General features: G+C 45.3%; 21 protein-coding genes. 12 read left to right on the top strand and 9 right to left on the bottom strand.

The features are described 5' to 3' along the window. Positions 1–31 precede the first annotated feature (31 nt). The 3 genes from thiI to pomA all read right to left on the bottom strand — a co-directional run bounded on the left by thiI (position 32) and on the right by pomA (position 3,392). Positions 32–1,480 carry a tRNA uracil 4-sulfurtransferase ThiI gene (gene thiI, locus B5D54_RS14205; protein WP_078927227.1) on the bottom strand — a complete coding sequence of 483 codons (1,449 nt, stop codon included), beginning with the start codon at positions 1,478–1,480 and terminating at the stop codon, positions 32–34. 181 nt (positions 1,481–1,661) lie between these two features. Further along, on the bottom strand, positions 1,662–2,618 hold the full coding sequence (locus tag B5D54_RS14200) for a flagellar motor protein MotB (RefSeq protein WP_078927226.1): 957 nt from the start codon (positions 2,616–2,618) through the stop codon (positions 1,662–1,664). Positions 2,619–2,627: 9 nt separating this feature from the next. Continuing rightward, entirely contained in the window at positions 2,628–3,392 is a 765-nt protein-coding gene (gene pomA / locus B5D54_RS14195) for a flagellar motor protein PomA (RefSeq protein WP_078927225.1), read from the bottom strand. 334 nt (positions 3,393–3,726) lie between these two features. On the opposite strand from pomA, the gene xseB reads away from it, so the two are divergent. The 3 genes from xseB to dxs are packed head-to-tail and all read left to right on the top strand — an operon-like array spanning position 3,727 to position 6,761. Next, positions 3,727–3,969, top strand: coding sequence for an exodeoxyribonuclease VII small subunit (gene xseB, locus B5D54_RS14190; RefSeq protein ID WP_078927224.1), 243 nt, complete (start codon positions 3,727–3,729; stop codon positions 3,967–3,969). A 21-nt stretch (positions 3,970–3,990) separates the two neighbouring features. Further along, positions 3,991–4,875, top strand: a complete 885-nt coding sequence (gene ispA, locus B5D54_RS14185) for a (2E,6E)-farnesyl diphosphate synthase (protein WP_078927223.1) — start codon at positions 3,991–3,993, stop codon at positions 4,873–4,875. Positions 4,876–4,895: 20 nt separating this feature from the next. Next, the gene (dxs, locus tag B5D54_RS14180) at positions 4,896–6,761 is read left to right on the top strand and encodes a 1-deoxy-D-xylulose-5-phosphate synthase (RefSeq protein ID WP_078927222.1); all 1,866 of its coding nucleotides are present in this window, start codon (positions 4,896–4,898) and stop codon (positions 6,759–6,761) included. Between the two features lie 13 nt (positions 6,762–6,774). Here dxs and truC read toward each other — a convergent pair whose 3' ends face one another. After that, on the bottom strand, positions 6,775–7,515 hold the full coding sequence (gene truC / locus B5D54_RS14175; protein WP_078927221.1) for a tRNA pseudouridine(65) synthase TruC: 741 nt from the start codon (positions 7,513–7,515) through the stop codon (positions 6,775–6,777). Continuing rightward, a complete protein-coding gene (locus B5D54_RS14170; protein ID WP_078927220.1) occupies positions 7,509–7,829 on the bottom strand; it encodes a YqcC family protein in 321 nt (106 codons plus the stop codon). The genes truC and B5D54_RS14170 overlap by 7 nt, the downstream gene beginning before the upstream one ends. An 82-nt stretch (positions 7,830–7,911) precedes the next feature. Between B5D54_RS14170 and B5D54_RS14165 the strand changes: the two genes are divergently transcribed. After that, positions 7,912–8,952, top strand: coding sequence for a DUF3549 family protein (locus tag B5D54_RS14165; RefSeq protein ID WP_078927219.1), 1,041 nt, complete (start codon positions 7,912–7,914; stop codon positions 8,950–8,952). A gap of 18 nt (positions 8,953–8,970) precedes the next feature. Beyond that, positions 8,971–9,270 carry a DUF3301 domain-containing protein gene (locus B5D54_RS14160; protein WP_078927218.1) on the top strand — a complete coding sequence of 100 codons (300 nt, stop codon included), beginning with the start codon at positions 8,971–8,973 and terminating at the stop codon, positions 9,268–9,270. A 9-nt stretch (positions 9,271–9,279) separates the two neighbouring features. Here B5D54_RS14160 and B5D54_RS14155 read toward each other — a convergent pair whose 3' ends face one another. Next, positions 9,280–9,768 carry a GNAT family N-acetyltransferase gene (locus tag B5D54_RS14155; RefSeq protein WP_078927217.1) on the bottom strand — a complete coding sequence of 163 codons (489 nt, stop codon included), beginning with the start codon at positions 9,766–9,768 and terminating at the stop codon, positions 9,280–9,282. Between the two features lie 448 nt (positions 9,769–10,216). On the opposite strand from B5D54_RS14155, the gene B5D54_RS17240 reads away from it, so the two are divergent. The 3 genes from B5D54_RS17240 (at position 10,217) to B5D54_RS14145 (ending at position 11,342) form a co-directional block, all read left to right on the top strand. Then, positions 10,217–10,363 carry a hypothetical protein gene (locus tag B5D54_RS17240; protein WP_158142136.1) on the top strand — a complete coding sequence of 49 codons (147 nt, stop codon included), beginning with the start codon at positions 10,217–10,219 and terminating at the stop codon, positions 10,361–10,363. 239 nt (positions 10,364–10,602) lie between these two features. Then, on the top strand, positions 10,603–10,899 hold the full coding sequence (locus B5D54_RS14150) for a hypothetical protein (protein ID WP_078927216.1): 297 nt from the start codon (positions 10,603–10,605) through the stop codon (positions 10,897–10,899). Then, entirely contained in the window at positions 10,896–11,342 is a 447-nt protein-coding gene (locus B5D54_RS14145) for a YaiI/YqxD family protein (RefSeq protein WP_078927215.1), read from the top strand. Before B5D54_RS14150 ends, B5D54_RS14145 begins: the two co-directional genes overlap by 4 nt. 78 nt (positions 11,343–11,420) lie before the next feature. Here B5D54_RS14145 and ykgO read toward each other — a convergent pair whose 3' ends face one another. Together ykgO and B5D54_RS14135 are read right to left on the bottom strand one after the other, a co-directional pair. Continuing rightward, positions 11,421–11,546, bottom strand: a complete 126-nt coding sequence (gene ykgO / locus B5D54_RS14140) for a type B 50S ribosomal protein L36 (protein WP_078927214.1) — start codon at positions 11,544–11,546, stop codon at positions 11,421–11,423. Between the two features lie 10 nt (positions 11,547–11,556). Further along, positions 11,557–11,805 (bottom strand): type B 50S ribosomal protein L31, encoded by a 249-nt coding sequence (locus B5D54_RS14135; RefSeq protein ID WP_078927213.1) that lies wholly within the window; start codon positions 11,803–11,805, stop codon positions 11,557–11,559. A 127-nt stretch (positions 11,806–11,932) separates the two neighbouring features. On the opposite strand from B5D54_RS14135, the gene tsaA reads away from it, so the two are divergent. From tsaA to B5D54_RS14115, 4 genes are all read left to right on the top strand, one after another. Then, positions 11,933–12,628 (top strand): tRNA (N6-threonylcarbamoyladenosine(37)-N6)-methyltransferase TrmO, encoded by a 696-nt coding sequence (tsaA, locus tag B5D54_RS14130; protein WP_078927212.1) that lies wholly within the window; start codon positions 11,933–11,935, stop codon positions 12,626–12,628. A gap of 92 nt (positions 12,629–12,720) precedes the next feature. After that, positions 12,721–14,436: a proline--tRNA ligase gene (locus B5D54_RS14125; RefSeq protein ID WP_078927211.1), complete on the top strand. Its 1,716-nt coding sequence runs from the start codon at positions 12,721–12,723 to the stop codon at positions 14,434–14,436. Between the two features lie 280 nt (positions 14,437–14,716). Beyond that, on the top strand, positions 14,717–14,920 hold the full coding sequence (locus B5D54_RS14120; RefSeq protein ID WP_078927210.1) for a YaeP family protein: 204 nt from the start codon (positions 14,717–14,719) through the stop codon (positions 14,918–14,920). 2 nt (positions 14,921–14,922) lie between these two features. Beyond that, positions 14,923–15,114, top strand: coding sequence for a DUF4250 domain-containing protein (locus B5D54_RS14115; RefSeq protein ID WP_078927209.1), 192 nt, complete (start codon positions 14,923–14,925; stop codon positions 15,112–15,114). 36 nt (positions 15,115–15,150) lie between these two features. Here the strand turns inward: B5D54_RS14115 and purL are convergent, their stop codons facing one another. Beyond that, entirely contained in the window at positions 15,151–19,044 is a 3,894-nt protein-coding gene (gene purL / locus B5D54_RS14110; protein WP_078927208.1) for a phosphoribosylformylglycinamidine synthase, read from the bottom strand. Between the last annotated feature and the right edge of the window lie 194 nt (positions 19,045–19,238).

Raw genomic sequence — 19,238 nt, 5'->3', positions numbered from 1 at the left:
CCCTTTAGCTAGGCTCAAGAGAGATGATCTTTTATGGGCGGTAAACTTTTATATTATTAAAGCCTTGTTCTTTTAAATACAAGGCTTGTAAACGGCTCATAACGCCTCGTTCACAATACAATAAATAAGTCTTAGCCTGATCAAGATCACCAAAGTGGGTCGCTAATTTATAGAAAGGTAAATGTTTGACTTCTACCCCATCAATCTGCAATGGCTTTTCATCTTCTTCATCTGGGCTGCGAATATCCAGCACGATAGCGTGTTCCTGAACGGCGTCCACTTGCTCAACTTCTGGTGCTTGCTGTTGGCTCTCTTTTTCTATATTGCGAATATCCATTTGTCGAGCGTTATAAACCACCTGCTCAAGGATAGAAAAGTCAAACTTCGCTTCTTCTTCTTCTAATTTCGCTTTTACCGCTTTAACGGTCGGACTCTTGGAGATCACCCCACAATATTCCGGCATGGTTTTCGCAAAATCTTCCGTACCGATTTCACGCGCCACATCAATAATGTCGCCTTTATCCCAGTTAATCAGCGGGCGAAGAATTAACGAATCGGTGACTCCATCAATATGGCGTAAATTGGTCAATGTTTGGCTAGAAACTTGCCCTAATGCTTCTCCGGTTACCAAGGCTTGAATCCCAAGCTTCTCAGCAATCATGCCAGCGGCACGCATAAACATACGCTTAAGGATAACCCCCATCTGGCCATCCTCAACTTTTTCTAAAATCTCCGCCACAACCGGTTCAAAATCAACAGAAATAAATCGGACCTTGGCAGAAGAACCATACTTATTCCATAGATAATACGCGACCTGTTTAACCCCAATTTCATGAGCAGGTCCGCCTAAGTTAAAAAAGCAGTAATGAACTTTAGAACCACGTTTGATGTGTAGATAGCTAGAAACGCCCGAATCAAACCCACCCGAAATTAAGCTTAATACGTCTTCTTGAGTGCCTAGAGGGAAACCACCCAACCCTTTATAACGGGTAATCACTTGGTTAAGCAGCTCATCTGCCACTTCGATTTGAATGGTTACCTCTGGTTTTGTCAGTTTAACTTTGGCCGATTCAACCGCTTGGTTCAAACCACCACCCACGTAGCGCTCAAGTTCAATGGAAGAGAAATCGTGTTTTCCTCGACGCTTAGCACGCACAACAAAGGTTTTATTTTCAATAAGGTGGCGGCTTTGCTCCAACACTTGTAGATAAATATCATGCATATCTTCAAAGTGTGACTGTTTCACCTCTAACACTTGTTGAATTCCTGGCGTTGTCGTCAACACTTCCAGCGTTTGTGCATAGTAATCATCGTTATTGGCGGTAACCTCAATATGATCACGGCGATTAAACACCACGACACCTTGCGTCCGCTTCTTAATTATGTTGCGAATATTGGATTCGAGAATCTTAGTGAAACGCTTACGAACCGATTCACTTTTAATAAAAATTTCTGGATGGGGCTTAACGATAAATTTCATAAGGCTATTCGCAATCAGGTTTGAACAACGTTAGCGCTCAGTTTTCGGACAGTTTGTCCACCGCTGGCGTTACTAAAGGGGCGAGATTATACACGATCTGTCACCGGAGAGAAAAGAATAGAAAAAGGCAAGCCCACAAGCTTGCCTTTATCCATCTCCAAGAATGTGCCTTTTAAAAACCTTATGGTTGAGGTAAAGACGGCACTTCTTCACTATACAAAGGCTTACCTTGCATAATGCTAATTTCTACCCGACGGTTACGTGAGCGTTGAAGTTCGGTGTCATTGGGTCCAATGGGAGCGGTATCGGCTAGCCCTTGAACTTTTAATCGCATATGATCAAACCCTTGAACATTTTCCATCTCTTGAGCCACAGAAACGGCTCGCTGAGCGGATAAATCCCAATTAGAGCGGTAAAGCTCAGACTCCAAACGCTGGTTATCGGTGTGACCTGAGACTTGCACAATCCCCGGTACCTCTTTCACTAATTCAGCAATTTGTCGTACTAAAGGGCGAAACTTAGGTTGTAAAAATGCCGAGCCTTCAGGAAAGGCACCACGTTCACGGATACGGATCACAATCTGCTGCCCAAGGTTCTCCACTTCAACCGCCCCTTGGTCTATCTCTCTTTGTAATGCTTTTTTGATGTTTTCAGAAATAATTTCCAGCTCTTCAGACATCGATTCCTGAGACTGTTGCGCCTGTTGCTGTACTTGATCATCATCTTGGTTATTTTGCGTGGAGGTTTCCGGTGACTCCCCTCCGGTTAATTGACCATAGTCACGCTGCGCTCCCCCCGCACGATCAGAATCCCCTTCATGAAACTCTAACGTTTGCTGAGTAATATCGATAGTTTGCTGCATAATCACATCGATGGGGGTGGGTTCTGGCCGACCGGGACGAAATTCCTGAGCAATGACGCTGGTCCCTTTCGGGATATCTTTCACTTCAAGGCGATTTTGTACCCCGAAAGCAAACTTCATTGAGCCCGCTATCTGCTTAAATTTCAGTACATCCATTTCAGAGAAAGAAAGTAACAGCACAAAAAAGCATAACAACAGTGACATGAGATCAGCAAACGTCCCTAACCATGCCGGGGCTCCGGGGGGTGGACATTTGCACGGTTGTTCATCCATCATTCACTCCGCTTATTCGTTATCAACATCAAGCGATCGTTTGCCTTCATTCAGGTAATTTTTTAAATAACCATCAATAACTCGTGGGTTTTGCCCATCTTGAATGGCAAGGACACCATCCATAATTAACCGACGATTCAGGGTTTCTTGCCCTCGACGTAGGGCTAATTTATCGGCGATAGGGAAAAAAATCATATTGGCCATAATGGCCCCATAAAGCGTCGTTAGCAATGCAACCGCCATCGCTGGACCAATGGCTTTAGGGTCATCCATGTTAGATAACATGGCAACCAAACCAATCAAAGTCCCAATCATTCCCATTGCGGGGGCAACATCACCAAAAGCACGGAAAACCCCCGTCCCCATTTCATGGCGTTCATCCGTCAACATAATGTCTTTTTGTAATGCCGCTCGAACCACATCGGCATCATGTCCATCGACCAGTAAATCAATGCCTTTTTGCATAAATGAGTTGGAAATTTCCATCTCCTCTAGCGCTAAAAATCCCCCTTTACGAGCCGCATCCGCCATTTCAACAATTTTTGCGATCAGTTCTTCTGGATCTTCGATCCTAAACATAAACGCTTTAGCGGCAATTTTGGCTGCACCGAAAAACTGTCCTGCTGTGAATTTGACTAACACAACGAACGTTGTTCCCCCAATTACGATCAAGATCGAGGTCACATCAACGAACATGATCAGACTTCCGCCTACGACCATTGCCATAACGACGAAAGCTAAGCCTCCTATCAGGCCTATCAGCGTTGCTAAATCCACGAAGCGCTCCTCATGCTTGTCATCCGCGTTTTCTCTGATTACTCTCGTTATCGGCAAGAGTGTCAAATCTTTAACTAAATTATGGGTAAGTTTATACTTAAAGTCTGCTATCCCCAAGCGAGCATAACGCTTCAAGTGTGTTATTACGTACTTTTCTTTTCTCGCTCACGATAACAATAGTTTGGAGAGAGTCAGCCTGTTTGATGGCTTATTTTTACATAAAACCCTCACAATCATAAAAAGCGTTCTATTTCTAACAAATTTCTTGGTTAAATTTGACCATCTCCACGCCCTAAGGTAACTTTCGTGCATCTTTTTCTAAGGCAAAATGATTATGGCGAGCAAAAAACCTGAAAACATGTCTTTCGAAGCCACCATTGAAGAGTTGGATCTCTTAGTTGAACAACTAGAAAGTGGCGACATTGCATTAGATGAAGCACTGAAAAAATTTGAGCGAGGCATCGCGCTGGCTCGCAGTGGGCAAACTAAGCTCGATGAAGCCGAGCAACGAGTCAGTATTTTACTTCGTAACAGTGACGATGCTCCACTGACCGAATTTACTGACTTACCTGAATAACTAAAGGTTAATGAGTGTTCTATGATTGAGGCGCTTTCTTCTCTTCAGCAGAGAAATAACCAACGGCTGGATGAATGGTTAAATCGTTTACCCTACCCGCATCTTCCTTTGATCGAAGCCATGCGCTACGGGCTATTGCTCGGGGGCAAACGAGCTCGCCCTTATCTTGTTTACATCACAGGGCAGATGCTCGGTTGTAAATTATCAGACCTTGATACACCCGCTTGTGCTGTGGAATGTATTCACGCTTATTCATTGATTCATGACGACTTGCCCGCCATGGATGATGATGAACTGCGCCGTGGTCAACCAACTTGCCATATTAAATTTGATGAATCGACCGCGATTTTGACAGGCGATGCCCTACAAACGTTGGCTTTTACTATTCTGTCGGAAGGACCGCTCTCGGCTCAAGGGGAAAGTAACCGTATTAAAATGATTCAAACCCTTGCTCAAGCCTCCGGTGCTCAAGGCATGTGCTTAGGCCAAGCGTTAGATTTAGCAGCAGAAAACCGCACGATTACGTTACAAGAGCTAGAAACGATTCATCACAACAAAACAGGGGCCTTAATGCGCTGCGCCATTCGAACAGGCGCAATGGCTGCGGGTCAAGCGGGATTAGACATCCTGCCCCAACTGGATCGCTACGCCGCTGCTATCGGTCTCGCTTTTCAAGTACAAGATGATATTTTAGATGTCATCAGTGATACTGAAACACTGGGAAAACCCCAAGGCTCCGATCAACAATTACATAAAAGCACTTACCCCGCTCTTCTTGGGTTAGAGGGAGCGATGAATAAAGCTCAATCACTGTTTGAAGAAGCGCTCGAAGCGTTGCGTACAATTCCCTATAATACAGAGCACCTAGAAGCATTCGCCCGATATGTCATCGAGCGCAAAAACTAACACTATAAGCGCGCATAACTATGACTCTTGATATTTCGAAATACCCAACACTGGCACTAGCAAATACTCCTGATGAATTGCGTAGTATGCCAAAAGAGGTTCTCCCTAAACTGTGTGAAGAACTGCGAACCTATTTACTCAATTCGGTCAGCCGTTCCAGTGGTCACCTCGCTTCTGGTCTAGGGACCGTTGAATTAACTGTCGCGCTGCATTATGTGTACCAAACCCCTTTTGATCAGCTGATTTGGGATGTGGGCCACCAAGCCTACCCACATAAAATTCTCACCGGACGCCGTGAACAAATGTCGACCATTCGTCAAAAAGAGGGGCTCCATCCTTTCCCTTGGCGAGAAGAGAGTGAGTATGACACGCTCTCCGTGGGTCACTCATCAACCTCGATCAGCGCGGCTCTTGGTATGGCTATTTGTGCCGAGAAAGAAGGACAAAACCGTAAAGTCGTCAGTGTAATTGGTGACGGCGCAATTACAGCAGGTATGGCCTTTGAAGCCATGAATCATGCTGGTGATGTCAATACCGATATGCTGGTTATTCTCAATGATAATGAGATGTCCATTTCTGAAAATGTTGGCGCACTCAATAATCACCTTGCTCAAGTGTTATCGGGTAGCCTTTATACCTCGATTCGTGAAGGTGGGAAAAAAGTTCTATCGGGTATTCCTCCTATTAAAGAACTTGTACGCCGAACAGAAGAACACTTAAAAGGGATGGTGGTTCCTGGCACTTTATTTGAAGAATTGGGCTTTAACTATATTGGTCCGGTCGATGGTCATGACGTACTTGAATTGATCAAAACCATCAAAAATATGCGAGATCTCAAAGGGCCACAGTTTTTGCATGTGATGACCAAAAAAGGCAAAGGCTATGAACCTGCAGAAAAAGACCCTATCGGTTACCATGGGGTGCCTAAGTTTGATTTAAGCCATACCAGCTTACCCAAAAGTACCAATAGCCAACCCACTTTTTCAAAAATTTTTGGTGACTTTCTGTGTGACATGGCCGCGCAAGATCCTAAGCTGATGGCGATAACCCCAGCCATGCGTGAAGGCTCTGGTATGGTTCGTTTTTCCAAAGAGTATCCCAAGCAATATTTTGATGTGGCCATTGCTGAACAACATGCAGTGACACTCGCAACGGGGATGGCGATCAGTGGTCACCACCCAATTGTTGCCATTTATTCCACCTTTTTACAACGCGCTTATGATCAACTGATCCACGATGTAGCGATTATGAACTTACCCATCATGTTCGCCATTGATCGCGCAGGCATTGTTGGCGCTGATGGACAAACCCATCAAGGGGCATTTGACCTTAGCTTTATGCGCTGCATCCCTAATATGTTGATCATGGCTCCTGCTGATGAGAATGAATGTCGGCAAATGCTCTATACTGGTCATTTGCATCAAGGCCCAAGCGCGGTACGCTACCCTAGAGGTAACGGTATGGGTGTTGCTATCGATAAAACGTTTTCCGCATTAGAAATCGGTAAAGGACGAATAATACGCCGTGGAGAAAAAGTCGCCATTCTCAACTTTGGTACTTTACTTCCTTATGCGTTAGAAGCCGCTGAAGCATTGAATGCAACGGTTGCTGACATGCGTTTTGTGAAACCGCTCGATGAAACGCTCATTAAAGAATTCGCTCATTCCCACGATATTCTGGTTACTCTAGAAGAGAATGTGCTTGCTGGGGGAGCTGGGGCGGGTGTGGTTGAATTTTTAATGCGCCATAAATTACTCAAGCCCGTCTTGAACCTCGGTTTGCCCGATCAATTTATCGCTCAAGGTACGCAAGAAGAGATGCACACTGAATTAGGTTTGGATGGCCCCGGTATTCAAAGGGCCATTGAAGCCTATTTAACGAAATAATACTCAGGCCTTCTTATTCGAGAAGGCCTTTTTGTAATGGATTTTGCCAAGCAAATAAACTAAATAGCCGTTGCCAATGCTCATCAAAAGGCGCCGTCAGTACTAACGGTTGCTTTGTATAAGGGTGAATAAAAGTGAGTTCGCTGGCATGTAGCATCAAACGCTGTACCTGATATTGCTCTCGATACAAACGGTTATGTTTTCCATCTCCATGCGTGGTATCCCCCACTATCGGATGACGTAAATGAGCCATATGACGACGCAACTGATGTTTACGCCCGGTTTGCGGTTTTAGCTCCATTAAGCAGTACCGCGTGGTTGGAAAAGTACCCGTTGAATATGGAACTTCTATTTTATCAATGGGTTGATAAGCTGTAATGGCTGACTGAGGCGCTTTATCCTGCCGAGCAAATTTATCGGCGATTTTATCAAGCTCTTCTTTCAGTGGATAATCTAATACTGCTCCTTGTTCTATCCAGCCCCGAACAATAGCATGGTAAGTTTTTTCCATTTGATGCTCAGCAAACATCGGCATTACCGTGGCCGCGATTTCACTCGATAAAGCGAAAACCAACACTCCCGATGTAGGCCTATCTAAACGATGCAGAGGATAAACATGCTGACCAATTTGATCACGCAATGTCTGCATCACAAATTGTGTTTCATGCTTATCTAACCAAGAACGGTGTACTAACATTCCAGCGGGTTTGTTCACCGCCACCAAGTAATCATCTTGATAAATGATCTCTAACATGATGCCACTGCCCCATCTATCTGGTGTAACACCGTCAATATTGCCTGATATTGTGGGTGTTCTTTCCACACTTCATCAAAATAAGGCGTAAGTAAAAAACCTTGCGGTAATGGGGCTTTATCTGCCAATAACTGCTGCATACGCGGTAAAAAAATCCATTGTAACCACTCATGGGGATGCAATGTATCCAATGAAAAGGGCTCTGTACTTTGCAGAGATTGATCTTCTGGCCGCTGGGTTTGCCATAAAGCTGCCGCTTTAAGCTCTCTTTCCAATGCGGGTAATAAAACGGTGAACTCCGTTGGATTTATCATGAAAGTTTACATCGCTAGCCTTGAATTAGCGGCAGATGATACCATCTATTCATGACAAAAAGTTAGGACCAAATTGATCGCTATGCAACCTATCCATACCCTTACGGCTCTGCTTCATCACAGTGGCTGCCAATACTTGGTGTTTGATCTTGGCCGGAGAATTCAGCCAATCGAAGCAAAACAATTTCAAAAAATTGAACAAGGCCAGCAGCCCTATCCTTACCCTTTACAACGCCAGGCTCACTTAGCCATTGTGTATTGGAATGAACATCAGCAGCCGTGGATCTGGTTCGAGAAATTTCCACTGGATGAGCGAGGCTTACTTATCCAAGCCGAGGTGAATCAGTTTATCAAGTATGTGATTGAAGCGATGGGCTCCCGCTTACAACAAACACTCACCGAAGCCCAGCAACAAAAATTAGCCAATAACCCCTACACTTTTAAACCAACCGAAGAGAAAATGGCCGTTTTCCATAGCCAAATTCGAGCCCAATTTCATTTGCCCACCAGCCAATATTATGAACATGCTCAACACTATTTTTCCGGAGGGCTTGGGTGGGAAAATTGGCAAACGGTCGGTCTACAAGGCATCAGTGATATTGGCGTTCGTTTAGATCAAAACAATCGTGTATTGATTCGTAAAGCACTTAACCACCTCCCCAGCTCACCACTGTATGCTCTGCTTGGAGTGCTTGAGCATGTCAGTATTCCCGATAACATTGCCAGTAAGCTGTACGAGATGGCGAAAGAGCAAATGACCCACTCACAAACGGATCTCTTTTTGCTCTCAGCCTTGGTGCGAGCCCTTTCAGGCGCAACACCAAACTATTTAGACAAATTGACGGATGCCATCCTCGCTACCCCTGACGATTGCCATCCAGAGGTATTAATTGGTCTTGCCGGACGAGCTTGGTCAACACTCAAAGAGGCTGGTCGCGCTCAACGTTTTTTACTTCGCTTAGCACAAACTGGTAATCAAGCCCTGTTTAACCAACTCTTTGCAGATTTAGTCATGTTACCGGAACTACGCATGGTGTTATTGCCTTTGCTACATACAAGTCCATCACCTGAATTAGCCCAAGCGCTGCTCCAGCTACAGCACTCAACGAAACAGTCATCATAAATCAAGGAAGAAGCATTCATGACGAGCAACCTCATTCATCTCCTTTTACTCAGCGTGCTCTGCTTTGCTTTTTGGCAGCAACGACGTCAATCTGAGATAGCGAAACGACACATTACTCGTCACTGTTCTAACCTAGAGTTGCAGCTTCTTAGCGTCTCTTTCGGTCACCATAAATGGAAAACGCCAGACAAAGGCTGGCGTTGGCATACGATCTACTATTTTGAGTTTTCAGCACTCGGTGATGATTGTTATCAAGGAGAGCTCATGATGGTCGGGTTTCACCCATTCAAGATTCAGCTCCCTCCCTACCGAATATAACGTAAGCGGTTATTCAAGCTCCGTTGACACCCATTGGTATTGGTGAAAATGACCAAACATCTCTTCTTGAGTATGTTGATGATGAAAACCCAACTTATGTAAGATGGCAATCGCCGAAGCATGTTCCACATTCACCATAGAAATCACTTGTTTTAGCTTCAAACGCTGGCAAATATTAGGGAAAAAAGCGCTCAAAGCTTCACTCGCCAAACCTTGTCCCCAATAGGCTTTATCAAACAAAAAACCGAGTTCGGCCTGTTCATCATCTACCTCAATATACATGTGCCCCATGTATTCTCGGTTATAGTTATCTAACACCGCCATGGCATATAAATGATCATCATGCAAGAGACGCTGAAAGAGCTGCCGAGCTGATGCGACGGTTTTTGGGCCATTCATTTGGGCCCGATTTTTCACACAACAATTGAGCATTAAAAAGTCAGATTCAAACGCATCGGTATAAGGAACAATTAATGTTCTACGTGTCACTATCGTCACTGACAATCCTTTGTTTGCAGATATTCTAGAACTCACCCGCTCTTAAAGACCAAGCTTTAAGAAACGTGCGAGAAAGTAAACCAATGCTGACGATGCTGTATTGATCTTGATAAGGTTTTTACCACATCAAATCATTATTCTATTTATTCACGCTATGAGCCGTTCAAACCGAGATGGCACTCTTGAAAATATCAAGAAAAGCCCCGACACTAGTGTATCGGGGCTTAAGTTTTACTTGTAGCTATCCGGCTACCAATGGTTGCTCCCTGCATCATCCTTAATAGCGGTTGAATCCTGCAACCCAATCCTCTGCATCGCCACCTTGACGGTGTCCTAACAATCCTTTTCGCTCACCTATCCCGGTCAGCTTTCATCACTTGTTCCCTGAGCGGTGTCCTTCCATCATCCTGATGGTATCCCTGCCTCATCCATAGGGTCCTTGCGATCCATGCCCATCAACATCTTGTTAATGGTCGTATCCTTATTGCTCCATCATTCCTACTCAGCGAATATCCTTACTCACCGTATTCATCCTGAAGTGTTCTTCCGTGAATCGTTCCAATTCCGTGTCACTTTCCCTCTCGACAAGGTTTAATCTACCTCTTCCCCTCCTTTTTACAACCCCTCTAAGTAAGTAACCCAAGCGTCCCCAACTCACCAATGAACAATAAAATCCTTTAAATTCATACAACTATATAAAAACACCCCATTAAAAATCATAATAAAACGCTCTTCTCTCACAGTTTTTGTGAGAGATCTCTTACATCAAGCTCCCTCTTTTGCTAACGGTGATTTATCAGTAAGATGAAACCAGACCAAATACAAGGATCCATTATGCTCACCAAAGACGTCACCCACGAGTTAGCCACTATCTTGGCTCAGCTACAACAACAAGGGAAAGAGCCCACCGTCGCCTTAGTGAAAGCCCGGTTATCCTCCAGCATTCCCATGCCAGCGATAATTTCAGCCATCAAAAGTTGGAAAAATAGCCAGCGAGTCCCCAAAGTGGAAATCGCCACATCAAAAAATGACGATCAACAACGAATTCAAGAGCTCGAACAAACCGTTCTCGCGCTCATTGCCCGAGTCGAACAGCTGGAAATAGCCTTACTGAATAAGGAAACCGTATGAAAATTTGGGTTGATGCCGATGCTTGCCCGAAAGTGATTCGGGAAACCTTAATTCGGGCAGCAGAGCGTACGGGGGTTGAATGCACTTTTGTGGCAAACCACCTGATACCTCTCCCTAAACGCGCCAATATTTTCGCAGTGCAAGTACCAGCAGGGTTTGACATTGCTGATAACGAAATCGTTAAACGTGTCGATGCCCATGATCTGGTGATCACCTCAGATATCCCTCTGGCAGATGAAGTAATCAGCAAAGGGGCTCTCGCATTAAGCCCAAGAGGTGAGCTTTTCACCACCGAAACCATTAAAGCACGTTTAAATATTCGAGACTTCCTCGATACCATGCGCTCAAGTGGCATTCAAACGGGTGGCCCCAGCGCCCTTTCACAAACAGAGCGACGCGAGTTTGCCAATCACCTCGACAAATGGCTAACCAAACGGCGCTAAATAACAATAAGGGAAGCGCGATATTCACTTCCCTTATTGTTCAAATCCTTATAAATCGCTTCGAGTTTACTCCCCCCGCTAACGCTGCACCGCTTTAAAACGTGGATTCGTTTTACAAATAACATATAAACGACCACGACGACGAACCACTTGACAATCAGGGTGGCGACTCTTGGCACTCTTTAACGAACTTAATACTTTCACTTACTCTTCCTTATTCACTAAAACGAGAAAATCGACGATTGAAGTTTGCAACACGTCCTTCTTTTTGAACGACTCTCTGTTTTCCGGTGTAGAACGGGTGTGACTGTGATGACACTTCAATCGTAAAATAAGGATAGATTTTTCCTTCAAATTCAATCGTCCTATCCGTTTTCAACGTCGAACCAATCACAAAGTAGTGATCAACGCTCGTATCATGGAATACCACTGGCCGATATTCCGGATGAATGCCCTCTTTCATGTCTACTCCTATAAAATTGTTATGTTATAACAATACAATTAAGAGTGATTATCAAAGATTTTGCAAGCGATTTATGATTAAGGCTGTGATATTTTGTTAGCTCTGTTTTTTGCCTAATATCACGATAATGTATAACCTTGATCCCATTGCGATAATAGAAAGCCCTTATCAAGAGAAATTTGCTGTACCCCGTCAGCCTCGCCTTGTTCCCAGTGCGACAGCCCGAGTCAAATTACTTGGAGAACTGAATTGCTTAGAAGCCGTACGAGGTATTGAACAATTTAGTCACCTCTGGCTGCTTTTTTTGTTTGATAAGAATTTATCCTCAGGCTGGAAACCCACCGTTCGCCCCCCTCGTTTGGGTGGAAATGAACGCATCGGCGTACTGGCTTCTCGATCCACCTTTCGCCCCAATGGAATTGGCATGTCAGCAGTAGAGCTCAAAGGTGTCGTGAAACAGGAAGAACAAATTTACTTAGAACTGGGGAGTGTCGATTTGGTTAACGGAACCCCCATTGTTGATATAAAACCCTATATCCCCTATTCCGATGCAATTCCAGAAGCAAAAGGCGGATATGCAGATAATGAACCCAGCCGCAGTGACGTGATATTTAGCCAATCAGCACTCAATACGCTCCAAAACTTACCCCAAGGCCAGACTCAACAAGCGGTGATTGCGGAAGTGTTAGCCCAAGACCCCCGCCCTGCTTATAAGAAAAATCGCCCAGATCCACGGGAATATGCGGTAAATTTGTACGACCTTAACGTAAAATTCACCGTCAATGAGCAGTTAGTGACGGTCACAACAATAGAACGCTTTTGACATGAGCGTTTGACTGATATTATTAGCAGCTCATGTATTTTTACCACCTACTCGGTGGTAATCCTTTAAACTTTTAATGAACGGATACCTAAATGCGTACCAGTAAATATCTTCTTTCTACTCTAAAGGAGACTCCAAACGACGCAGAAGTTGTGAGCCATCAGCTCATGCTACGTGCAGGTATGATCCGTAAGCTAGCTTCAGGTCTTTATACTTGGCTACCTACAGGTCTGCGCGTCTTGCGTAAAGTCGAAAATATTGTTCGTCAAGAGATCGACAATGCCGGTGCTATTGAAACCTTAATGCCCGTAGTTCAACCGTTTGAACTGTGGGAAGAAACAGGTCGCTCTGAAAAAATGGGCCCCGAGCTACTTCGCTTTACTGACCGCCATGTTCGTCCGTTTGTACTTAGCCCAACCGCTGAGGAAGTGATCACCAGCTTAGTGCGTAATGAGGTGAGCTCTTATAAACAATTGCCTCTGAATCTGTACCAAATCCAGACTAAATTCCGTGATGAACGCCGCCCTCGTTTTGGCGTTATGCGCGCCCGTGAATTCTGTATGATGGATGCTTATAGCTTCGACATCGACAAAGCTGGATTAGAAAAATCTTACCAAGCCATGCACCAAGCTTACTGTAAAGCTTTCGACCGCATGGGGCTTGATTACCGCCCAGTATTAGCCGATACCGGCGCTATCGGTGGTAATGGTTCACACGAATTCCACGTATTGGCAGAAAGCGGCGAAGATATTATTGCCTTCTCAACCGAATCGGATTATGCCGCTAACATTGAAAAAGCAGAGGCCGTTGCCCCTGCGATTGAACGTGCTGCGCCAACTCAAATGATGACACTGGTTGACACGCCGAATGCAAAAACCATTGCAGAATTGGTTGAGCAACATGGTTTGCCCATCGAAAAAACGGTTAAAACCCTATTTGTCAAAGCATCTGATGGCATTGAAGCGCCCATTATTGCCCTGATCATTCGTGGCGATCATGAATTAAACGAGATTAAAGCAGAGCATCTTTCTGAAGTAGCTTCCCCGCTTGAAATGGCAAGTGAAGAAGAAATCCGCGCTCTCATTGGTGCAGGCCCAGGTTCGCTTGGTCCTGTTGGCCTAAAATTACCCTTTATCGTCGATCGCAGTGTCGCGGTGATGAGCGATTTTGGCGCTGGCGCAAACATAGATGGCAAACACTACTTTGGTATCAACTGGGGTCGTGATGTTGAACTGGGCAAAGTAGAAGATTTGCGTAATGTCGTTGAAGGTGACCCAAGCCCATGCGGTAACGGTACCCTGCTACTTAAACGGGGTATCGAAGTCGGCCACATCTTCCAACTGGGTACCAACTATTCAGAGAAAATGAACTGTGGTGTATTGGACTCAAACGGTAAGAACACCATTCTAGAGATGGGTTGTTACGGTATTGGTGTCTCACGCGTGGTGGCCTCTGCTATCGAACAAAACAACGATAAATACGGCATCATATGGCCAGATGCCATTGCCCCTTTCCAAGTGGCTATCGTACCGATGAACATGCACAAATCTGAGCGCGTTCAAGAAGCGGCAGAGAAATTGTACGCAGAACTGACCGCAGCCGGTATCGATGTTCTCTTTGACGATCGTAAAGAACGCCCTGGCGTTATGTTCTCTGATATGGAATTGATTGGTATTCCTCATACAATCATCATTGGTGATCGCAGTATGGATGAAGGGAATTTCGAATATAAACATCGACGCAGCGGTGAAAAATCTGCCGTACCGATGGCCAACATGGTGAGCTTTATTCAAGCACAATTGGTTTAATTTTCTTGCTGTTATTCATAAAGGCTGCTAATCGCAGCCTTTTTATTTATCTTTAACCATTTCCCTCTTTTTCTCTCGATAAAAAACAGAGGCGATTTAGGGCACTCATCCTTATTGAGTCAAAACCTCAACGTCCAATAACCGCAACAATCATCAACGGTTGATTAATTCACCCATCCTTTCATCACGTTGCGCCTGCGCAAAATGAGAGTTTTGTGTTCTTCCGGCTCTCTGTAGTATTATTGAGAGCAGTTATCATTTATTAAGATAGGAATAAACCATGCAAGTTTACGGTTGTTGTGACTTAGTGCGTGAGCTCTACGCACAAATTGGCAGTGGCGATCAAGCTTATATCCCACAAGCCATTTCCTGCGCCATTCGAGCACTCAATGAAGTGGCTGCCGATACCTCTTTACCGAAAGAGACCCGCGAAAAAGCCGCATTCGCAGCGGCAAATCTACTGATTTCTGATTTTGAGGACTAAGAATGAATCTCAACAACTTTGCCAGTATGGATCCCATCATGCTGATGAGTATTGTCAATATGAAATTGCGTGATGAATTTGAGGGAGATTTGGATAAGCTTGTTGCTTATTTTGATATCGATCGCACAAAACTCGAAGCGCGTTTAGCCAGTGCTGGCTTTGAATTTTTACCTAACGTTGGACAATTTCGCTAACAAAAGAAAGGGCCTAGAAACCTAGGCCCTCATCCATTACCCTAAATATTTACGGGCATTTTGGAACATTCGCATCCAAGCACCATTTTCACCCCAATTGTCGGGGTGCCATGAGTTGGCAACCGTGCGGAACACTCGCTCTGGGTGTGGCATCATGATCGTGACGCGACCATCTTGAGTGGTTAAGCCAGTAATCGCATTCGGTGAACCGTTCGGGTTATTCGGATACTGCTGAGTCGGCTGACCGAAATTATCAACAAAACGTACCGCAATCGTACCAGACTGTTCAATAGCGGCTAAATGCGCATCATCACGAACTTCCACACGACCTTCGCCATGAGAAACCGCAATCGGCATGCGAGAGCCCGCCATATCCGCAAAGAATAATGAATCGGATTTTTGCACTTCCACTAAGCTAAAGCGAGCTTCAAACCGTTCTGATTCATTACGTACAAACCGTGGCCATAAATCCGCACCGGGAATTAACTCTTTTAAGTTAGAGAGCATCTGACAACCATTACACACACCGAGTGAGAAGGTATCTTGACGATTAAAAAACCCTTCAAACTGATCACGCGCTTGTGTATTGAACAACACCGATTTTGCCCAGCCTTCACCGGCCCCTAACACGTCGCCATAAGAGAAGCCACCACAAGCCACCAGACCTTGATACTCATCCAATACCGCTTGGCCTGTTAAAATATCACTCATATGTACATCGACGGCATGAAAGCCAGCGCGATCAAAAGCCGCCGCCATTTCAACATGAGAGTTAACCCCTTGCTCACGCAAAATGGCCATTTTAGGTTTTATCCCTTTCGCAATATAAGGTGCAGCAATGTCTTGGTTCACATCAAAAGAGAGCGAGACGTTCAAACCGGGGTCATTATTCTCTTGTTTAGCGACAAATTCTTGATCAGCACAAGCAGGGTTATCACGCAGCGCTTGCATCTTATGCGTCGTTTCTGCCCAGATAGTCCGTAATTCAGTTCGAGAACGATCAATCAAGATTTGAGCACCTTGGTTAATCACAAATTTATCTGAACATTCAACCGCACCAATCACGTGTGAGCAGTCGGCTAATCCATACTCAGCCAGAACAGAAAGCACATCATCCAGTTCATCATTTTTGACTTGGATAACCGCACCTAGCTCCTCATTGAATAACGCCGCAAGCGCATCGTCTCCCAAAGCTTCAATGTTAGCGGTGATTCCACAGTGCCCAGCAAAGGCCATTTCGGCTAGCGTCACCAATAAACCGCCATCCCCTTTATCATGATAAGCGAGTAGTTGCTGGGTACGAACGAGGGTTTGCATCGCATCAAAGAATCCTTTGAGCTGCTCTGCATTATCCACATCAGCAGGTTTATCACCCAACTGCTTATAGACTTGCGCTAATGCGGTAGCCCCAAGGCGATTTTTACCATTACCTAAATCAACCAGCAGCAAGCAACTATCACCTTGATCGGTTCTCAGTTGTGGCGTTACGGTATTACGCACATCGTCAACACGAGCAAAAGCGGTGATGATCAATGAAAGGGGTGAGGTCACCTCTTTTTGCTCACCATTTTCTTGCCACTTGGTCTTCATCGACATGGAGTCTTTACCAACCGGAATGGTTAACCCTAGCGCAGGACACAGCTCTTCGCCTACCGCTTTAACCGCTTCATAAAGACCGGCATCTTCACCGGGGTGACCGGCTGGCGACATCCAGTTAGCCGAGAGTTTAATGTGTTTAATATCCCCGATATCGGTCGCAGCAATGTTGGTGAGTGACTCACCGACCGCTAAGCGTGCTGAAGCGCCAAAATCAAGCAGAGCAACCGGTGTGCGTTCTCCCATCGACATGGCTTCGCCATGATAAGTATCGAAACTGGCCGCAGTTACCGCGCAGTTTGCCACAGGAATTTGCCATGGCCCCACCATTTGGTCACGAGCGACCAAACCAGTTACCGAACGGTCACCAATAGTAATCAAGAAGGTTTTTTCCGCCACGGCAGGTAAACGCAGTACGCGATCCAGCGCGTCGTTGATGTCAATACCGCACCGATCCAATGCTGGACTAACCACCTTTTGAGTCACCGCATCACGATGCATCTTAGGCGGCTTACCCAATAGAATGTCCATAGGCATATCAATCGGTGTATTGTCAAAGTGGCTGTCTTCTAGCGTCAGATGACGGGCTTCTGTCGCTTCCCCCACTACGGCATAAGGGGCACGTTCACGTCGACAGATCGCATCAAACACCGGCATATTTTCAGGCGCCACCGCCATCACATAGCGCTCTTGTGACTCATTACACCAGATTTCTAGCGGGCTCATGCCGGGTTCATCATTCGGTACATCACGCAATTGGAAGACACCACCACGATCGCCATCATTGACTAATTCAGGCAGCGCATTTGAAATACCACCAGCACCCACATCATGAATAAAGGCGATAGGGTTGGCATCCCCCATTTGCCAGCAGCGGTCGATGACTTCTTGACAACGACGCTCCATTTCTGGGTTTTCACGTTGAACAGAAGCAAAATCCAGATCTTCAGCTGATTGACCGGAAGCCATGGATGAGGCTGCACCACCACCAAGACCAATGTTCATCGCAGGGCCACCCAGTACAATCAGTTTCGCACCGACTGGGATCTCTTTTTTCTGTACATGCTCATCACGGATATTTCCCATCCCGCCAGCGATCATGATCGGCTTATGATAACCACGCACCTCTTCCCCTGCATGCGAGGTGACTTTCTCTTCATAAGTACGGAAATACCCTAATAAGTTCGGGCGACCAAACTCGTTGTTAAATGCGGCGCCGCCCAGTGGGCCTTCAATCATGATATCCAATGCGGTAACAATTCGGCTTGGCTTACCAAAATCGCTTTCCCATGGTTGAACAAACCCAGGAATACGTAAGTTAGAAACGGTAAAGCCCACCAACCCAGCTTTTGGCTTACCACCAATTCCGGTTGCGCCTTCGTCACGAATCTCCCCCCCAGAACCCGTTGCCGCTCCCGGCCAAGGTGAGATTGCCGTTGGGTGGTTATGGGTTTCAACCTTCATTAAGATATGCGCATCTTCATGGTGGTAACCATACTGACGAGAATTGGGATCAGGGAAGAAACGACCCACTTTCGAACCCGTCATTACCGCTGCGTTATCTTTATAAGCAGAAAGCACATGATCTGGCGTGACTTCGAAAGTATTTTTAATCATCTTGAACAGTGATTTGGGCTGTTCAACCCCATCAATAGTCCAATCTGCATTAAAAATTTTGTGGCGGCAGTGCTCTGAGTTTGCCTGTGCAAACATCATCAACTCAATATCATTCGGATTTCGCCCTAACTGAGTAAAGCTTTCTACCAAATAATCAATTTCATCTTCAGCTAATGCGAGGCCAAGGGAAATGTTTGCCTCTTCAAGCGCAACACGGCCACCGGTTAAGACATCGACTTGAGACATAGGAGCCGGTTCAGCCACACTAAATAAAGCCGCTGCAGAATCCAGTTCAGTAAACACCGTTTCCATCATTCGATCATGGAGAAGCGATTGCAGTACTGCCTGCTGTAATTCAGATAAAGTGCTTTCGCTTTCTACATAGTAAGCGGTTCCTCGCTCAAGACGCTTTACTTGGGCTAAGCCGCAGTTATGAGCAATATCGGTCGCTTTCGATGACCAAGGAGAAATGGTCCCCGGACGAGGAGTGACGAGAAGAAGCAAGCCTTGTGGTTGATGTTCTTGAATTGTGGGACCGTAAGTTAGGAGTTTCTCTAGCTTACTCAGGTCAGATGCCCCTAACTCTGCTTTTAGATCAGCAAAATGCATAAACTCAGCATAGATGCCAGTCACAGGTAGGTTTTGTTCACGACATGCTTCAAGCAGTTTTTGAACTCGAAACTCAGAAAGAGCTGGGGAGCCACGCAAAATTCTCATGTGCTTAGGTCTCTATATACAAGTGATTAAGATGGAATTGGCATAAGTTTAATAAATTACAATAAGTTAACGGTATTTTATAAAGCGTATGCCAATGTCACCTCGTCATTGCGTGGGCATTATAGAGGATTTCTTTTTGTGACGTAACACCAAAAGCAACCGTTTGCGTCATTTTTTACTTAAATTTGAGTTAT

Origin of the sequence: Vibrio cincinnatiensis DSM 19608 (assembly GCF_900167345.1) — a bacterium.
Lineage (GTDB): Bacteria > Pseudomonadota > Gammaproteobacteria > Enterobacterales > Vibrionaceae > Vibrio > Vibrio cincinnatiensis.
This window is presented reverse-complemented; position numbering and strand designations above follow the sequence as displayed.

Coding starts and splice junctions, on each gene's coding strand:
- B5D54_RS14125 (WP_078927211.1), top strand. CDS start 12,721: ATGCGTACCAGTAAATATCTTCTTTCTACTCTAAAGGAGACTCCAAAC.
- B5D54_RS14135 (WP_078927213.1), bottom strand. CDS start 11,805: ATGAAAGAGGGCATTCATCCGGAATATCGGCCAGTGGTATTCCATGAT.
- tsaA (WP_078927212.1), top strand. CDS start 11,933: ATGTATAACCTTGATCCCATTGCGATAATAGAAAGCCCTTATCAAGAG.
- purL (WP_078927208.1), bottom strand. CDS start 19,044: ATGAGAATTTTGCGTGGCTCCCCAGCTCTTTCTGAGTTTCGAGTTCAA.
- B5D54_RS14170 (WP_078927220.1), bottom strand. CDS start 7,829: ATGATAAATCCAACGGAGTTCACCGTTTTATTACCCGCATTGGAAAGA.
- B5D54_RS14120 (WP_078927210.1), top strand. CDS start 14,717: ATGCAAGTTTACGGTTGTTGTGACTTAGTGCGTGAGCTCTACGCACAA.
- B5D54_RS14145 (WP_078927215.1), top strand. CDS start 10,896: ATGAAAATTTGGGTTGATGCCGATGCTTGCCCGAAAGTGATTCGGGAA.
- dxs (WP_078927222.1), top strand. CDS start 4,896: ATGACTCTTGATATTTCGAAATACCCAACACTGGCACTAGCAAATACT.
- B5D54_RS17240 (WP_158142136.1), top strand. CDS start 10,217: ATGCCCATCAACATCTTGTTAATGGTCGTATCCTTATTGCTCCATCAT.
- B5D54_RS14200 (WP_078927226.1), bottom strand. CDS start 2,618: ATGATGGATGAACAACCGTGCAAATGTCCACCCCCCGGAGCCCCGGCA.
- thiI (WP_078927227.1), bottom strand. CDS start 1,480: ATGAAATTTATCGTTAAGCCCCATCCAGAAATTTTTATTAAAAGTGAA.
- truC (WP_078927221.1), bottom strand. CDS start 7,515: ATGTTAGAGATCATTTATCAAGATGATTACTTGGTGGCGGTGAACAAA.
- B5D54_RS14150 (WP_078927216.1), top strand. CDS start 10,603: ATGCTCACCAAAGACGTCACCCACGAGTTAGCCACTATCTTGGCTCAG.
- B5D54_RS14115 (WP_078927209.1), top strand. CDS start 14,923: ATGAATCTCAACAACTTTGCCAGTATGGATCCCATCATGCTGATGAGT.
- B5D54_RS14160 (WP_078927218.1), top strand. CDS start 8,971: ATGACGAGCAACCTCATTCATCTCCTTTTACTCAGCGTGCTCTGCTTT.
- xseB (WP_078927224.1), top strand. CDS start 3,727: ATGGCGAGCAAAAAACCTGAAAACATGTCTTTCGAAGCCACCATTGAA.
- B5D54_RS14165 (WP_078927219.1), top strand. CDS start 7,912: ATGCAACCTATCCATACCCTTACGGCTCTGCTTCATCACAGTGGCTGC.
- ispA (WP_078927223.1), top strand. CDS start 3,991: ATGATTGAGGCGCTTTCTTCTCTTCAGCAGAGAAATAACCAACGGCTG.